A 15,472-nucleotide genomic window follows, 5' to 3' on the forward strand; every position below is an offset into this window, starting at 1 on the left:
CGCTCTCGTTCTGCTCGCTCTCGTTCTGCTCGCTCTAAACGCATGGCGGCGTAATCCGAGATGAGGTATCCCGACCCGAATATTGCTTTTTTTTGCAAAAGTTGAGCATCAAGGGCACGAACACGAAGGCTTTCAGATTTTCTGATTTCAAAGTCAATGCCAGCCTTTGAAAGTCGATTGATTTCAGCCGCTGTTGCAACGCTTTTCGGGTATTCATACTTCGGCATTGTTTTAGTTTTCTCTTTTCTGCTAGCATCATTACAGCTTTTTAAAATCTTATAAAGGCGTGGGGCGGTGCGAACCCGAATGTCGCTATCATCAAGATTTGTTACAAACGACGTGCTAACGACTGCCCCATTTTCATATGTTACAGCTACACCAACCGGAATTGCTGTACAGTGTTCTGTCGCTCCTGAAAATAGAGTGAGAGCAGGTGCAAACAAAAAAAATTTTATGTTTCTTTCGATATAAAAGCGTAAAATCTTGCTGAGAATGCTGAATGGCGGATTATCAACTACGATCTTACCTGTATAGTCAAACGTTTCATAATCGCCACCGGGATAGAATGGTCTACAAAAAGCATCACGATTTATGCCATATTCTGTGCAGACCCAATCAGCCACGCCATCGTAAATCAGTGGCGGTGTGTAACAGTCATCAGTGGTTTTTTTGGGCTTAAATTTTTCAACGAATTGCTCGTATGTTTCACCTTTCATTTTGTTCCTTCCTTATATCAAACTTTCAAATTCTTCCTGTCGATTATAATAGACCACATATGCGTCTAGCAACGCCGCAAGTCCGTCTATTCTCTGTGTTCGGTCAGATTTCTTACACGGCTGAATGTTGCCGTTGACGTCCGTCTTGACAGCCGTATTCAGAAAACACCATTTGTCAATCGGGTTGTTGTCATAAACGATGTTGTGTCGCTGAAATTCAGCTTTCAGATTCTTCATCGGGTCAGACAACGTGATAACGCCCTGGCGCACAGGTACTAAAACGCCCTTGCCGAACTCTTCTTCAAACGCTTTTATCAGCTCGTCCGAAACGTGCCAAGGGTCATAGCCGATAGCCAAAGGATAGATGTCTTCCTTATCTCTCAGTTCCAAAAACCAGTCTAGGATAACACGCTTGTTGACCTTGTTTCCCTCACACGTCCTCAGCAGACCTTGCGATTTCCACAGTTCATACGGCACACTATCTCGTCCACGTCTGTCGCCCTTTTCAGCGTCAGCGTCAAGAACGGCTTGTGGTATCCAGTACATAGATTTTATATACAACCTATCATCATCAGGCTTTTTGCAGATAGCCTTTGCGGCATTCAGGTCTATATAATCAGCAGCGTCAAAACCGCCAATGAAATATCTGAACGGATAGTCCACGACAGTTTCTTCATTGTTCAGCTCGTCCCATCTCAGCCAGCCGCTTTCGGTATTTTGCGGAAGGTTGAAATCCTTGACCATAACTGTTGCCTTGAAACTAGGATCATCTTTGGCTTTTTGCACCATTTGGCGCAGATAGTCGGTTGATTTTATCGTGCCCAGCCCAGGGTTTGCTTTTATCCAACATTCTTCCTTGTCCCATTCGTCGGGACTATCCAACTCATAGATAAACGGCAGAAACCTGTTATTATTTTCCGTCAGCCGTCCATATAGCAAATTATTTGCATACTCGTATTGGGCGTCAAAAATGCCGCCACGGACGAAGCCGTTTGTTGTAATGCAAAATAAAATGGGCTGCTGTCTAGCGCCCATTGCTTGTTTTATCAAATCATATAGATCTCGATTTTTAATCGCCGCCAATTCGTCGATAACACCGCAGTGAACGTCCAAACCGTCAAGGCTGTTTGAGTTGCTCGCAAGGGCTTTTATAAATCCCATGTTCAATGGGAAGTACAAATCGGCTGCACGTTTGCGAATATGCTTGCTCAGCAATGGCGATTGTTTTATCATTTTATAGCAGGCGTTGAAACCTAGCTTTGCCTGGTCTAGCATTGTGGCGATGTTATATATCTGCGGTGAACCCTCTCCGTCATTGACCAGCATATCATTTTCGACCGCCGCAGTTTCCGTTGTCTTGCCGTTCTTTCGACCTTCGATTATCAGGCATTCGTTATACTGGCGTAGGTTGTTATCGTCAACAAAACCGAATAATGCTTGCAATCTCGCTTTTTGAAAAAGTTCTAACTTCAACGGCTGACCTAGTTTTCCAGACGGCTGCTTACAGAATTTTTCTATAAAATCCGTGTGTCGTGTTGCAATAGCTTCGTCAAAATGAAATTCATCAGGGCTTGCAAATCTGTTCAGCAGCATTTCCGAAACCTTTTTCATTTTTTCACACGCAACGATATTTCCGTCATAAATGCCAGTAAAATATTTTTCAAATTCCGTCAACGCTTTGCACCGCCTAGAAATTCCAACAGTTCGTCGCCCTCAGATTTTTGCAGGCTGTCAAGGATAATATCTTCAACTGTCTTAGCCATTGCATTGTACTTTCCAATCAGTGCTGCATACGCTTTACTTGCTGGGTGCTCTGTCTTGACAGTAAAACCATTGCCGTTTGTTGCTTCGATGATTGCGCCCTCTGCTTTTATCTTTTTCTGATATTCACTAAGCAGATCCTCCATGTACTCCAGCTGATCTAATAGCTTTATGCCCAGTTCTCTTTTAGCTGGTTCACAACTATCCACGGCTTTTCGCAGCTCGCTCAAATTCTTTTTGGTTTTTGCCATTGTCAGATTACACCCCCTTATGCGATTTTATCGTGCGTAAAAAATGACCTTTGCCCCCTCGGTATCTTAGGAAAAATTTCAGTCCAAATTTGAGGGGGGCATGGGCATACCCGATGCGTCAAATTCACATTTTGTTAATTTTTTAGGCGATTTTTGGTAGAAATGACCCTCGAAGTTATCATGACATTTTTTGCATACAAATTCGAGATTGGCATGGTTTAATGATACCTCAGGGTCACGAATGTTTGCTGGTGTCAACAATGTTCGGTGATGAACGATATATCCAGCACGTTCATGACATTCTTCGCAAAGACCGCCGTCGATTAATATACGTTTGTCAATGTAAGATTGGCGACACTTCTTCCATGCCGCTGAGCGGTAAAATGAATATGCAAAGTCTTTCATAGTGCCGCCCCCATAAAATAAAAAAATGCCACACATGGGACACATTGCTAAGAGGTGTGTGTGGCTGATTGGTATCGGTGTCAACATCATCGCAGTATCGACCGATATATCCGCCATAGCTAATGCCATAGCGGAAGTCAGGAGATCTAAAACAAAAAGAAGTAAAAAACATGGAGCAGGTTAAGTGATGGCGCACCGCCCCTGCACATTGCCTGAGGGCTAGCCACTCAGGCGTAAAGTATAAGGTTGGCTTTTATTGAGGAGATAGCCAACTGACCTTTCGCCCTATCGGGCTATTATACAGTATAGCAGATTAATAACTGCATTTCACTGCATTTCACTGCACTCTTTCGGAACGATGATATGTTTCAGGGCTTCGCCGTGAATTTTATAAATTGTTCGTTCTGAATAGTTCATATAGTCAGTGATTCCCATTATGTATTCACCATTTTCTTTGTCGAATTTCCCCACCCAGCGCTGATAAAAAAGATACCGCCTTTCAAGAACTTCTCGCTGATCTGCGTCTGCCACTGCGTCAATGGATTGTTCAATTTGCAAACGTTTGTCAATCAGTATCAGCGCCAGTTCCTGCTGTCTGCGTTCGTATTCTGCTATGCGTTCTATGGTACTTGACATCTTGTCGCCATTGCAACTACCATGACTAGCACCTGCGCTTTCGTATGATATGCCAGCATATTCTAGTTGTGACCGCAGTTTTTTGACCTTGTTTTCAATGATTTTCACACGCCTTTCAATTTTATAGGCGTTCTGCAAATATTCTTTCGCTGTCATTTCAACCGCCTTTCTGCACCCTGTCAGTCATTTCCGTTGATATCAGTTCCGACAGGTCAATGCCGTATGTCTCTTTCAGATAGCTGGCGTTGTTATCGTTGTCAAATTCAGCCGTGTCCATGATGTCAAACGTACTATTTACTGCGTCGATAAATGCACGCAGGCGCTTGCCTTTCCAGCCGTACCACTTATCTAGCGTCCACAAAACAGTCGCCATTATCTGTTCTGTGATATCCTGCATAATTTCGCCTTGCAGTTCGCTATATCTTTTTTGCATTTCCTTTGCGACCTCTTTCTTAATGTCGCTTTGTTTGACGATGTTCGTTCGTGCTTTCATGGCATTTCACCAGCTTTCAGAAATTCAGGGGTGTCAAAAATATTTCCGATAATTTCGCACATATAAAAATCGCTAGGGCATATGTTTGACGTGTCACTTTCTCCGAAAAATCCAGCCTCAGGGTCAAATTTAATTTCAAAAACCTTTTTGTCAATATGTTTTGAAATGTTTCTGTCGCACAGGCAGAGATCCCCCTCAAAAATCTTATTGCCGTTCACGTCTGTCAATCCTGTGTACTGACCGACAGTTTCAGGGTCAACCGAATATGTTATCGGGATTGTGTCAACAAACTGTTTGTCATTGGAATCATCGATTACCAGATTGTCGCAAATAATGTGTTCAAAATCAGCACCCTTGCCCTTGAAATATGGACGCTTTCTGACAACGTAATACCCACTTACCCATTCGTCATTGGCAATGCGCTTGCCACGAAATAATATTTCACGCATCGTTGATTACCTCCAAATCAATATTCTCACACAATTATAACACTACGCTTCGTTGCCAACTTGTCTGTGTGGTTTTCCTGGTATCCACACCTGTTCCCTACAAGCAAAGCAAATGCCATCGTCTTTCCATTCGCCGTTTCCATATTTGCAAGTCTCGCACATGGGCATTGCTATCATTTTTGCTCCGCATGACGGACAGAAGTCTGTGATACTTCTTGCATCTGTACTCTGCCCACGGCGGTATCTTGCAAACGGCATCCACATACCGCAATGTGTACATTGTGGCGTGTCATAATCATATACTCTCCATTCAGCCATTCCGATAACCTCAATCCATTCTTGCTCCGCAAAGTGGACAATAAATCGGGAACGTATCGCCGCATATTTCTTCTAAATCGCTTGCATAATATTCTGTTTTACATTCACTACATCTTGTACAGCCGTTTTCATACATTAATTCTGTGCTTTCCCACTTTCCGTGCCTTGCTTCCTGCACGTCTGCGGTAGGTTGTTCGTTGATTATATCAGCGATGCTGCTGTTATCACCCAGAATGCCTGTTATGCCTTTTTTGTATATCGGCATACACGCCGCCGATAGTTCGTTAATCAGATTGTCTGCGTCGATATATTTTGTCATCTTTATACCTCCAAATCATCAAATGTCAGCTGGTTGAAATCTTCGCCTAGCCACCAGCGAAAAACGTCTTGGCCTGTTTGCCATGACATTTTAGCATCTTTTCCAAGCTGCTTTTTACGTTCTAGCATTCTATCAAATGCCGTTATATAATTTTGTTTGTATTTCGGATATCGTTCAAATTCAACGTATCTATGTTTTCCTGCCATAGGACAGCCAATGCAACCTATACGATTAAAACCGCATTCATACAGCGGATTTGATTTGCAACCATAGTAGCCCAAAAAATCCCACACTTCGTCGTCAGACCAATCGACTATAGGGTTTACCATAGTTTTCGTAGTGCGATAGCAGTGTTCAACCAACCTACGATTTTTGTCATTATCATCATTAAAAATGATTCCGCCCTGATACGTTTGTTGATATTCTGTGCCTATTTCATCAGCTATTTTCATCGTTGATTTAGGTTTCCCGATAATTTTAACAACGTCCGCTGATTCTCTGCGACGTCCACTTTCAGACCACCTAACGCCAGTAATAACAACACGTCCTGTGCCGCCACGTTCTTTTAATTCGCTACAGCAATAACGTGCAATGCGTGTCGGTGGCATTAGCTTCTTGACAATCAGATTCCACATTGTAATGTGATTGCCGTTCTTGTCATACGCCTTGTCAATTCTGACATCTGGCAGAGATTGAACATATCTAACAGTTTCGGGCGCATCAATGGTTGTCAGATTATGTACTGCTTCAAACTTAACTCCAGCAAGTTGTGCCAAGACTTTGATACAATCGCTATCTTTTCCACCGCTATACGCTAAATAATATCCGTCCGCAGGTTCAAACGCTTTCAGACGTTCGATAGCCTTTTGTTCTTTTGCACTATCCATATAGCCTCCTAAAAAGTTACTGTCACATTCAACACTGCCGCCGCTATCCAGTAGACGGCTTTCTTGTAATCCTTTTGCACGGCGTATATAATTGCCGCTCCCACGTCCAGCAAAATCAGCAGAAGCGGAAAAATGTATTCGGGTTTGATTTTTACCATGTTATTCCTCCTCACTTCCCCATTGTTCAGCCATTGCTTGTGCTATGCCTGAAAATGTTTTGGATTTTGTCTTGCTGTCACGAAACGGCATTCCGCAGTTTGTGCGCGCAGTGCCGTCCGACTTTTTGCTACCGCCTGACACCCATGAACATATGGGTTTAACAACATTTGTCGGTGTCAATTTAGGCAGATTTTTCAGCCACAAACACGTTTTCTTACTGTATGGGTGTCCGTATTCATACGGCTGTATAATCTGCGTGTATTTTGGCAATCGATATACTCCAGACGGGATTGGATTTTCAACAGCTATTTTTTCAACAGGTGCATGAATAAATTTCAGGAAAAATTCTTTTGCGTCTTGTCCATTTTCAAATCTTTCAAGATCAATGTATCTTTTTTCATTAATTTTTTTGTACAGCCGTACTGCCCCTGCGTTGCTAAGATATGTGCACGGTGGGTGAGCTATCAGCAAATCCCATTTGCCAATCGTGTGTGCCTGTCCGTCGCAAGTTGTGAAGTTTGCATTGCCGTTGATAACGGCCAGAGCATCGCCTAAGATATGCCACTCAGGGTGACCGCCTGAACACATCTGAATGTCGCAGCTGTATGCTTCGTGCCCTTTTGCACGAAATGCCTTGCAGACCTCTTGTGACTCTTCGCACGCTATTAATACCTTCATTTTATCCCTCCTCAAACTCAGGACACTCAGTCACAGTATATGAATGCAACGTGCCTTTCTGCCCTTCGTAAACCCTATGACCGCGCGTCTTCCAACCGGCAACAGGTTGTCTGTCCATCGACCAGCTGCACCCTGTTATCTGTTCACCTGTCAGCTTGTCACTCTTTGGCACTGCGTGTTTGCAGTACCAACAAAGCGTCGTAGCAGCACTGCATTTCACAGCCTCTATCTTGTCCTTGAACACTTCGCAGATAGTGTGCTGATAGTTGACTACTCTCGGGCAAAGTCCCTGTCTCACACCATATTTACACAGCCCATATTTTCCGTTCTTTCTGCCGCAGTTGTCAGGTGACTTCTCGAAATATTTGCAGCTGGTGCAGAATTTATTGTTACCCATGCTCTTCGTCCTCCTCATACGGACCTAGCCCTGACAGCACATCGAACATATGCTTGATAAATTCTATCAGCTCTTCACGGCTTTTCTTTTCAAATTCCGCATAAGGTCTGATGAATTTTTCCATTTCACGCATAACACGTACACTGTCATTGAATGCCGCTATCACGTTTTCGTTAGGTTCGCTCCGCTTTATCTGCTTGTCCAGTTTCTGTGTCAAGGCGCTCTTGGCTTTTGCTGCCTGCTCTGCAGGAATGTTGTTCAGTGTGGCGGTTTTGTACAGATAGTACATAGCCAGCCAATATATCTCATCAAAAATATTGCTATCGTTCGGTAGTTCTTCACCACGATATGCTAGCTTGTCAATCTCTGTTCTTTCCATTTGTACACCTCGTCAGCAAGCCCCACAAAGGCTTTTTGCATTTTTTGTTTCGCCGTTCAGAATGTCGCAAACCTTTTGTGCAATTTCTGTTGTTGGAAAATAAACGCATGGTTTTCTATCCGCAGCAAGACAACCACCAACATAGTATGTACTGTCTTTCGTACCATAAAAAACGTAGTATTTTCTTGCATTGTCCTGCCAATCAGGTACATAGTCAGGACAATAGGTATCGTGTAACCTTTCCAGTTTCAGTAAAAGGTTGATTTTATCAGCAACTTCTTCGGCACGTTTTCTTGTGTGGAAATAGTTGTTGTTTTCAAAAGATGCTTTATCCAAAAAATGATCTGTTTCTAGTGTGTAGACAGCTCCAAAACGAGCCGTATTGAATTTACCTATGCAGTAGTATTCCTGTCCGTTTCCAACTCGCTTGAACTCTGGCTCTTCCTCGACCTTTGGAATTTCAATTCCTTTCAATCTTGCATAGGCGATAGCAACACCTGTGTCATAGTCAAATGTATCTTGTGGGTAACATTTTGCAATAGCGGATTTAACGGCTGTTGTGTCATAAACAATAACCACGTCACTGCAACCACTGTACGCAATCGCCTGCTTATCTTTTTGAAAATCTCTGTATGTCTTTTTGACCCACTGTTTAAATTCTTTCTTGTTCATTTTTTATTCCTCCTCATTTTTTTAGAACGGCGGCAAATCTTCGTCCTCAGCCGTGTCAACATCTTTGAAGCAGCCGTAGATCCTGCCCCATTCAGCATTGTTACAGCCGATACGTTTACAAATCTGGCTGTAGGCGACCTTGATGTTGTCTGCCACGTTGCCTGTCAATCGGTTTTTTACAATGGCAATTTTGCTTTGAAAATCGTCTTTGTCGTCGTCGCTATTTTTGCTATATGTTAAAACCAAATCAACTCTATTTGTGATGTCGCCCGAACCGCTGACACTATCCGCATTCAGTTCAATGCCGTCGGCGGTTTTGCGTGGGTGCGCTATCAGTATGATAGCTACGTTATATTTAACCGCTATGTATTTAACGGCGTTTACAAAATCGGACTGCGCCCGATACAATTCTTTGCTGAGGTCAACGTCCAGTGCCGTCATGAGGTTGTCAATTAGTATCAGTTTGACATTAAATCTGCGGATAGCCGTTTCAATCGTACCCAACAATGATATCTTGCCGTCACGTTTCGCATTATCGCCGTCAAGTTTAATTTCAGCCGTCACAGCCGTGTTGTCAAATATGTACGCCCTATCATCATACCAGCGGTTGATTTTATCGACCACATCATCAGGAATGTCATAGGTCTCGTCACCATATTCGTTAACCGAACGCAAGACGTTTTGTTTTCCTGCAATTTGGAGATCCAGCCAGCGTTTGAAATGGTAGTCAGGCAATTCGCCCGAATAAACGAAAATCGAATACGGATTGCCGTCAAGGTCTGATTGGTCTAGTGCATTTGCAATTATCTGTGACGCCAGCGTTGATTTACCCTCGCCACGCTTGCCCGTGATAACCACTACCTGCCCCATATAGATACCGCCGATATATCGGTCAACATCGTATATGCCAGTTCTGATATGCTCCTGCTTATCCAGATTTACCGCCTTGACCTGCGATAATTTTTTGACAGCCGTGACAGGTATTTCTTCGGCGTTGTTCACAGCGTCGCATATCGCTTTACAGCCGTATTTCTGTAGGATTGCATTTGCGTCCTTTTCGCCCAAATAGTCTTGTGCCCTGACAACTTTCAATTTTTTGTGTGGAAATGACGTAGTAAACTGGTCAACAAGTGTTACATGGCCGTGTTCATGGTCTCCGAAAATTACAATTTCGTCGAAGCTGTCAACGAAATCATAGCAGAACGGCACCCATGTTTTATTGCTCTGTCCGCCTGGTACAGATACCACATTATCTATCTGACAATCTGCCACCGACAGACTATCAATCTGTCCCTCCGTGACTATCAGCCTATCATGCTTTTCCGTGCATCGGTTCATTCCAAACAATATCGGTTTTGTGTTCTTTTCAAACCACTCTTTTTGATTGTCTCTGCCCTTGACAAAATCTGTCTTGCGGTATTTGACCGAAGTCAACACGTTGTTTTCATCAAAAAATGGAAACATCAGCAGATTGTCACGTTTATCGCCGACAGTGATATTGTATTTTCGTGTGGTGATCTCCGAAATTCCCCTTGACCGCAGGTATTCAACCGCCTTGTCACGGGTGACTATCTTCACTGGCGGTAACGTGCGGTATTTCTTTTTCTGTTCATCGTCAAATTCCAACGGATAGTTGAAATCTCTTGCAAGCTGTACGAAATGACCTGTCATGCCACAACTGCTACGAAAACACTTGAATGCTCCCGTGTCAAGATTTACAGAAAATGTATCTTTGTCATGACCGCCCCCATTGCAGTACGGACAGTATTTGAAATACAGCTCACGCCCCTTGCGGTGCGTTTCTGCATTTAATGCCACAGCCAGACCGACCACATCATCATCACGCATTGTATATCCCATGTTTTTTCACCTCACTCAAAAATCTGTCCTGCCTGGATTGTCCGTCCGTCTGCCGTTTGTGTGCGCTGCGGGAGCAGCATATATTTCTTTATCTTTGTTATACTTTGTTGCTTTCTTTTCATTGGTGCCCTTAGCCTGCCCACAGCCTGCCCCTTGCCTGCCCTTAGCCTGCCCGACACTCTGCCGCTTGTCTTGATATTTGTCATAGCAAACCACGGTATAAACGCTATATCGTGGATATTTTGAGACTGCCACTTCCCCTGTCTCAATTAGATGTTTTATTGCTGTCCTTACGCTTTTTATTGACAAACCCGTGCTTTTGGCAATGCTTGGATAACTTGTAGCTATCTGCCCACGCTGAATTGTGATGTTTTCAAAATCATGCGGTTCATAATTTGCCTGCAAAATCAGATATAAAAACACTACCAATGTGTTCGGTTCACGAAACCAACGCCATGTGCATATTTTTCGTTCTAGTGTTATAAATCCATTTTCTAGCATTTAATCACCACCCAATTTCTGAAGATAATCTCGCAAAGCGTAGTATAGTATCGCTTTTATCAGTGTGCCACTCTCTTGTTTCCGACACGCTATGATCGTAATGTTATATCGTGCCTGCCATGAACAGAACGTTGCCAATAGTGCCTTCGGTGGCATTTTACTGCGGTAGTTGTGTAGCAGGATATTTTCCCACAATCTATCATCTTCGACCATTAAAAACACCTTTGCATGGTCTTCAACCGACCGTTTGAATTCACGGTCAAAACGCTCTCGCCCTTTCGTGAAATTGCCCACGATTTCGTCCAAATTCGCCTTGCGCTCAATAACAACGCTCTGAGCAAGGCTTACAGGCTCGCTATTAGGTTTTACGGCTTCGCAAGTATAATCACCATAGTTTAATTTGTGTTGCGTATATGGCGTTTCTGTGGCTTTTAGAGCCTTTTCAATATGTCCCCACTTTTGCTCTCGGCTATCAACGACAACCGAGAACGTTTTAAGTGTGGCGTCAATATCTATCGGGTGCATCAGAATGGCACTGCGTCATTGCCTGCGTTGATTTCAACGAAATCAGACAGATTAGCGTTCGGGTCAAAACTGTCATTGTTGGCTGTTGACGGCTTGTTTTTCAGCTCTTCACGCTTCGGAATCGTGAAGTTACCACTGCGGATATCGTTTGCAGGCACGAAGCGCTTGCATTGCGTAAACCAGCCTGTTTTGCCGTCCTTTTCCCACTCTTTTTCGTTAAAAAGGGCGCCCACAAGCTTGCCTTTGAGAACGTTCTCGTCCCAATCTCTTTCACAGTCGATATGTAGATTTGCATTTGAATTCTCAAACGCCTGTATCTGAGATTTGAAGTAGCCCAGCGACTTCTTGAACTTGGTCTCATCACCCGTGTTATGCGGTATGCTCAGGCGCATTGAACCCTTCCACTTCTTGTTCTCCCACTCGTCAGGGGTAGCCTTATACAGCTTGTCAAAAAAGCCCTCGAACTCACCCTCTGCGATGTCAAACTGGATTGCTAGTCTGCTACCCCAATCAGTGGGTTCAACTTTGACGTTGAGAATTTTCAGCACATATCCGCCTGGCTGGAGCTTTGGCAGCTCTGAAAAACTTGTTGCCTCTGCCTGCTTATATCCTGTAATTCCTATCATTTACTTTTCCTCGCTTTCTATATCGTTTGGAGTTAAATTCCAATACTCTCTGATTTTGGTGTCTACGAATTTTAAATCATTTTCGATTTCATCGTCAAACATATCTTCGGGCGATTTCGCAGTAGAAATGCCTCTCGACTGCGTGATGAAATAGTGATGATTTTCGTCAGCCGTGCAGAACAGCACGATTGAAAACAGCCCTTCAACTGTCAACTGATTATCCAGCATTTTGCCGATAGTTTTGGCTTTGTACTTGCCCCCGTCGGTTAGTTCGACGTGGTGCAAAAAGTACACGATTACGTCTGACGGCAGGTCATTTATAACAAATTCTATCAGCCGTTCAAAACTGACCGCCATATCAGTGAATTTTCCATACCCTAGTTCTTTTGCCTTGTCGAAACTATCGAAGGCCATGAGATACTGGCTATCATCAATGGCAAATGCCTTTGATTTCGATTGAAACATAGCCGCCTTGATAACATCATAACGGCTTTTGCCTTTGTTGGCTTTTACAAGTTTTGCCACTGAAAGCGTCGCAAGGCCATTGTTCTTGAACGGCAGCGGCTTGCCAGCGACGTTAAAAATGCTTATCTCGCCTGGCTTGAAATTTTTGAGGGAACGGCTCTTACCGCTACCACTTTCACCCTCGATTAGAACTGGTAGTCCCATGTTTTATTCCTCCTCTTTGATTTCTAGTGGGCATTGAGCGCCCACGAATGTGTCTGGTAAAAATACGATTTCGTCAGTCAGATTGCACCGACCAGAACGGCGGCTGAAAAATCTGCAATACTTGCAGGCGGCGTATGTAACACCTTTGTTGTCAACAGGGAACGCGGTTTCAACTACCGCATAGCCCCTGACATATTTCTGAACGCCGTTTTCAAAACTTGCGCTCATAACAGGTTCAGATCCTCCTCGTCATACTCGACCCCTGCCAGCTCGGCAAGGTCATAGATTGAAATATCGTCATTTTGGTTGATTTCTTCAATCAGGATTTCACGAAAACAGTCCTTGCAATAGTCCTTGCCCTGGTAGCAGAAAACATTTTCAATTGCAAGGTCTAGTTCGTCCCTGCATTTGTCACATTGGACTACAGTGTAATTGCGGTCTCTGCCACAACATCTGCACCCGTCAGGACAGCCGACACAATCATTAGCCGTGTAACGCATTAAAATCACCGCCCATATATTTGAAAAATGCGATATTTTTGTATATGAAATACGATTCAATTCCGTTTTCCAGCACCTCAGCTCCGACCTCTTTCGCTACGGCATGAATGTCAGGTGGAAATATCTGAACACCCGATATTGCTCCGTCAAACGTCCACACGTCGCCTATCATCATAGGGTAAACGCCTTCGGTAACAGTGCCACATTCTTGCGTTTTTTTCATTTTTAGCTCCGTTAATGCCATGACGACCATATCGTCAAGCCTTTCTTTTACTGTCATGCTTTCGACCTCTCCTTTCTAGTATCGCTGGCTCTGCCAGCTTGAAATCTCTGCAGGGTAGCGCCTGCTACTCTCCAAACAGCCTTTTAGGTGCTTGCAATCCAAACATGAATAGCTAGTCACTTTGCCCGCCTCTCAACCTCTTGATGTTGTCCTTGAACGCCTCAATATATCCTGTCAGGAATTCGTTTGGATAATCGTCAAGGGCTATTTTTGCCATTTCCTCTATTCCCTCTTGACAAATGTCAAGAAGTGTGCTATCGTTAAGGTGTATGTTATCGGTATCTTCTTTTACAGATACCTCCGAGCTTGTGCCTGTTGCCGCAGGTGCAGGCTCGTTTTTTGTATTGTTTGCTATGTATTCTGAAAATTTTATGACACATTTTTCAAATCCTATTCCTAAAACTGTAAACGGGCAGGTGTCGCAACTCTTTGCTGTGCAGCAAAGTGCCGCCTCTACAATTTCCTCGTCAGTGAATTTTTTATTCATTTTCAATTTCCTCCCATTCAAAACGACCTTTCCCGCTGTTACGCCACTGACCGATACCTCTCAGCCTGCCGTAATCCAACCACTCTCTTACGGCTGTTTCCATATCGTCTTTCAAAATCTGGATTGTGAATTCAACTGTCGCCCCTGCAGGAACTGTCTCAGAGTGTGCCAGTGCAACACGTTCGCCCTGTGGCGTGCTTGCTCTCAACGGCCTCTGGCACTCGCCAATGCCGCCCTTGAATTCGTATGGTATCTTGCGCTCCTCGACGAAGATAAGTCCGTCAATCTCTTTCTTGTACGCCTTGATTTTGGAGCTTGCCGTGCCTGATACCTTTTTCAAAACGCCGCAAGCGTCCTTGAAAAATCCCTTGACCTGATAATCCCATAGAAATGGTGTGCCGTCTTCCAGTGTCGGGAACACCGTCATAGATTTTTCGACCACTTCCGCTACACCAAGTGCGGCTATCTCTTCCTCACGGCTCTTTGCGTCAGGGGCTTTCGATGCGATGTACTCATCGTGAATTGTGGTTGTTGCGTTTGCCGTTCCCAGAATCTCTTCGGTGAACGTCAACTTTACTTTGATTTTTTTCATGTTTTTGACCTCCGTTACGTTAAATTTATTTTTTCTTGCTTTTCGACGCCATACTGTGCCGAACTACGCCTTTGCTAGTCACTGCAGTTCCTTTGCTAATCACTGCTATGCCCTTGCGTCGCTATGCTTCTCAATGCCTTTGCTAATCAATGCCATGCTATGCCTTTGCCTCTCGTTGCGTGTCAAAACTTCGCCTCGCCTTTGCTTGTCGGAACTTAGCTTTGCCGTAGCCAATGCTATTCATAGCAAATCCGTTGCATTGCGAATCTAAACTCTGCCATCGCTGTTTTCGTCACGGCTATCATCATCATCGCAGCTACTACGTTCATGTTTCCATTGGTGCTGGTCTATGATACATGCTATGAACAGTATCACAGCATAAAAAACTGTCAGTATCACGATTGCTGCGCCGATTATTGCGGTTATAAACATACCCTCTGACACTTTACCACTTTCCTTTCGTCTGTATCTCGACCTTGACAACAGGCTTTGAAGCTTCCTTGATCGCCTGCTCCAGTTCCTCACGGATTGCGGTTTCGGCTGTCTCCTTGATGTTTCGATATAGTCCGTAGACCGCCAGTGCGAATAGCGCCACACATAACGCTATTGCAGCCACGAATCTGACGATCTCCAGTGTTGCTATCATGCTGGTCATTTTCTTATGCTCCTTTCCTTGCAGTATTCTGCAAAGATTTCTTCGGGGTTCGCCCCGATTATCTTGCAGTACGTCACGATTTGTTCAGCATTCATGGTGCCGAACTGCCGTTCCCACCTGCTTACGGCTGTCTGTGCCATGTTCAGCCGTTTTGCGATTTTTGCCTGTGTAATATCGTTGTCGGCTCTGATAGATTTCAGCCGTTTGGATATCACGTCATTGGCTGTCATTTTCTTTGCAGGCATTGTTTTCAC

Annotated in this window: 28 protein-coding genes; all 28 read right to left on the minus strand. The window is 44.0% G+C overall.

Translation table 11 applies throughout. The features are described 5' to 3' along the window. Window positions 1–716, minus strand: a 716-nt coding sequence (locus QVO88_RS08205; RefSeq protein WP_288177910.1) for a hypothetical protein, incomplete at its 3' end; no start/stop codon positions are given. A 12-nt stretch (window positions 717–728) separates the two neighbouring features. Continuing rightward, entirely contained in the window at window positions 729–2,390 is a 1,662-nt protein-coding gene (locus QVO88_RS08210; RefSeq protein ID WP_022288012.1) for a terminase large subunit, read from the minus strand. Continuing rightward, window positions 2,387–2,728, minus strand: coding sequence for a hypothetical protein (locus tag QVO88_RS08215; protein ID WP_022288013.1), 342 nt, complete (start codon window positions 2,726–2,728; stop codon window positions 2,387–2,389). Before QVO88_RS08215 ends, QVO88_RS08210 begins: the two co-directional genes overlap by 4 nt. Window positions 2,729–2,806: 78 nt before the next feature. After that, complete coding sequence (locus QVO88_RS08220) at window positions 2,807–3,133, minus strand: hypothetical protein (RefSeq protein WP_265290791.1); 327 nt, start codon at window positions 3,131–3,133, stop codon at window positions 2,807–2,809. A 327-nt stretch (window positions 3,134–3,460) separates the two neighbouring features. Then, the gene (locus QVO88_RS08225; protein WP_022288014.1) at window positions 3,461–3,925 is read right to left on the minus strand and encodes a hypothetical protein; all 465 of its coding nucleotides are present in this window, start codon (window positions 3,923–3,925) and stop codon (window positions 3,461–3,463) included. A gap of 1 nt (window position 3,926) precedes the next feature. Next, complete coding sequence (locus tag QVO88_RS08230) at window positions 3,927–4,262, minus strand: hypothetical protein (protein ID WP_022288015.1); 336 nt, start codon at window positions 4,260–4,262, stop codon at window positions 3,927–3,929. Then, window positions 4,259–4,711 (minus strand): YopX family protein, encoded by a 453-nt coding sequence (locus QVO88_RS08235; protein WP_022288016.1) that lies wholly within the window; start codon window positions 4,709–4,711, stop codon window positions 4,259–4,261. The genes QVO88_RS08230 and QVO88_RS08235 overlap by 4 nt, the downstream gene beginning before the upstream one ends. A gap of 42 nt (window positions 4,712–4,753) precedes the next feature. Beyond that, on the minus strand, window positions 4,754–5,029 hold the full coding sequence (locus tag QVO88_RS08240; RefSeq protein WP_022288017.1) for a hypothetical protein: 276 nt from the start codon (window positions 5,027–5,029) through the stop codon (window positions 4,754–4,756). A 10-nt stretch (window positions 5,030–5,039) separates the two neighbouring features. Then, entirely contained in the window at window positions 5,040–5,348 is a 309-nt protein-coding gene (locus QVO88_RS08245; protein WP_022288018.1) for a hypothetical protein, read from the minus strand. Between the two features lie 2 nt (window positions 5,349–5,350). Next, window positions 5,351–6,235, minus strand: a complete 885-nt coding sequence (locus QVO88_RS08250) for a phosphoadenosine phosphosulfate reductase family protein (RefSeq protein ID WP_022288019.1) — start codon at window positions 6,233–6,235, stop codon at window positions 5,351–5,353. A gap of 8 nt (window positions 6,236–6,243) precedes the next feature. Beyond that, on the minus strand, window positions 6,244–6,393 hold the full coding sequence (locus tag QVO88_RS08255; protein ID WP_022288020.1) for a hypothetical protein: 150 nt from the start codon (window positions 6,391–6,393) through the stop codon (window positions 6,244–6,246). 1 nt (window position 6,394) lies between these two features. Further along, window positions 6,395–7,072: a hypothetical protein gene (locus QVO88_RS08260; RefSeq protein ID WP_022288021.1), complete on the minus strand. Its 678-nt coding sequence runs from the start codon at window positions 7,070–7,072 to the stop codon at window positions 6,395–6,397. Between the two features lies 1 nt (window position 7,073). Continuing rightward, the gene (locus QVO88_RS08265) at window positions 7,074–7,469 is read right to left on the minus strand and encodes a hypothetical protein (RefSeq protein ID WP_022288022.1); all 396 of its coding nucleotides are present in this window, start codon (window positions 7,467–7,469) and stop codon (window positions 7,074–7,076) included. After that, window positions 7,462–7,848 (minus strand): hypothetical protein, encoded by a 387-nt coding sequence (locus QVO88_RS08270; protein ID WP_022288023.1) that lies wholly within the window; start codon window positions 7,846–7,848, stop codon window positions 7,462–7,464. The genes QVO88_RS08265 and QVO88_RS08270 overlap by 8 nt, the downstream gene beginning before the upstream one ends. Before the next feature lie 12 nt (window positions 7,849–7,860). Next, window positions 7,861–8,520 (minus strand): hypothetical protein, encoded by a 660-nt coding sequence (locus tag QVO88_RS08275; RefSeq protein ID WP_022288024.1) that lies wholly within the window; start codon window positions 8,518–8,520, stop codon window positions 7,861–7,863. A gap of 21 nt (window positions 8,521–8,541) precedes the next feature. Beyond that, the gene (locus QVO88_RS08280; protein WP_022288025.1) at window positions 8,542–10,380 is read right to left on the minus strand and encodes an AAA family ATPase; all 1,839 of its coding nucleotides are present in this window, start codon (window positions 10,378–10,380) and stop codon (window positions 8,542–8,544) included. A gap of 15 nt (window positions 10,381–10,395) precedes the next feature. Continuing rightward, window positions 10,396–10,881, minus strand: coding sequence for a hypothetical protein (locus QVO88_RS08285; protein ID WP_022288026.1), 486 nt, complete (start codon window positions 10,879–10,881; stop codon window positions 10,396–10,398). Beyond that, window positions 10,882–11,406 (minus strand): ERCC4 domain-containing protein, encoded by a 525-nt coding sequence (locus tag QVO88_RS08290; RefSeq protein ID WP_022288027.1) that lies wholly within the window; start codon window positions 11,404–11,406, stop codon window positions 10,882–10,884. It abuts the gene before it with no gap. Then, window positions 11,406–12,032, minus strand: coding sequence for a hypothetical protein (locus tag QVO88_RS08295; RefSeq protein ID WP_022288028.1), 627 nt, complete (start codon window positions 12,030–12,032; stop codon window positions 11,406–11,408). Before QVO88_RS08295 ends, QVO88_RS08290 begins: the two co-directional genes overlap by 1 nt. Then, the gene (locus tag QVO88_RS08300; RefSeq protein WP_022288029.1) at window positions 12,033–12,701 is read right to left on the minus strand and encodes a hypothetical protein; all 669 of its coding nucleotides are present in this window, start codon (window positions 12,699–12,701) and stop codon (window positions 12,033–12,035) included. It abuts the gene before it with no gap. Between the two features lie 3 nt (window positions 12,702–12,704). Continuing rightward, window positions 12,705–12,929 (minus strand): hypothetical protein, encoded by a 225-nt coding sequence (locus tag QVO88_RS08305; RefSeq protein WP_022288030.1) that lies wholly within the window; start codon window positions 12,927–12,929, stop codon window positions 12,705–12,707. Beyond that, window positions 12,926–13,201: a hypothetical protein gene (locus QVO88_RS08310; RefSeq protein WP_022288031.1), complete on the minus strand. Its 276-nt coding sequence runs from the start codon at window positions 13,199–13,201 to the stop codon at window positions 12,926–12,928. Before QVO88_RS08310 ends, QVO88_RS08305 begins: the two co-directional genes overlap by 4 nt. Continuing rightward, window positions 13,185–13,481, minus strand: a complete 297-nt coding sequence (locus QVO88_RS08315) for a hypothetical protein (RefSeq protein WP_022288032.1) — start codon at window positions 13,479–13,481, stop codon at window positions 13,185–13,187. Before QVO88_RS08315 ends, QVO88_RS08310 begins: the two co-directional genes overlap by 17 nt. 115 nt (window positions 13,482–13,596) lie before the next feature. After that, the gene (locus QVO88_RS08320) at window positions 13,597–13,971 is read right to left on the minus strand and encodes a hypothetical protein (protein WP_022288033.1); all 375 of its coding nucleotides are present in this window, start codon (window positions 13,969–13,971) and stop codon (window positions 13,597–13,599) included. Next, a complete protein-coding gene (locus QVO88_RS08325) occupies window positions 13,964–14,563 on the minus strand; it encodes a hypothetical protein (RefSeq protein WP_022288034.1) in 600 nt (199 codons plus the stop codon). Before QVO88_RS08325 ends, QVO88_RS08320 begins: the two co-directional genes overlap by 8 nt. A 267-nt stretch (window positions 14,564–14,830) precedes the next feature. Further along, entirely contained in the window at window positions 14,831–15,007 is a 177-nt protein-coding gene (locus tag QVO88_RS08330) for a hypothetical protein (protein ID WP_022288035.1), read from the minus strand. A gap of 1 nt (window position 15,008) precedes the next feature. Further along, a complete protein-coding gene (locus tag QVO88_RS08335; protein WP_022288036.1) occupies window positions 15,009–15,218 on the minus strand; it encodes a hypothetical protein in 210 nt (69 codons plus the stop codon). Further along, complete coding sequence (locus QVO88_RS08340) at window positions 15,215–15,463, minus strand: helix-turn-helix transcriptional regulator (protein ID WP_022288037.1); 249 nt, start codon at window positions 15,461–15,463, stop codon at window positions 15,215–15,217. Before QVO88_RS08340 ends, QVO88_RS08335 begins: the two co-directional genes overlap by 4 nt. Window positions 15,464–15,472: the final 9 nt, after the last annotated feature.

It is taken from the genome of Ruminococcus sp. CAG:57 (assembly GCF_000435935.1).
Classification (GTDB): domain Bacteria; phylum Bacillota; class Clostridia; order Oscillospirales; family Ruminococcaceae; genus Hominimerdicola; species Hominimerdicola aceti.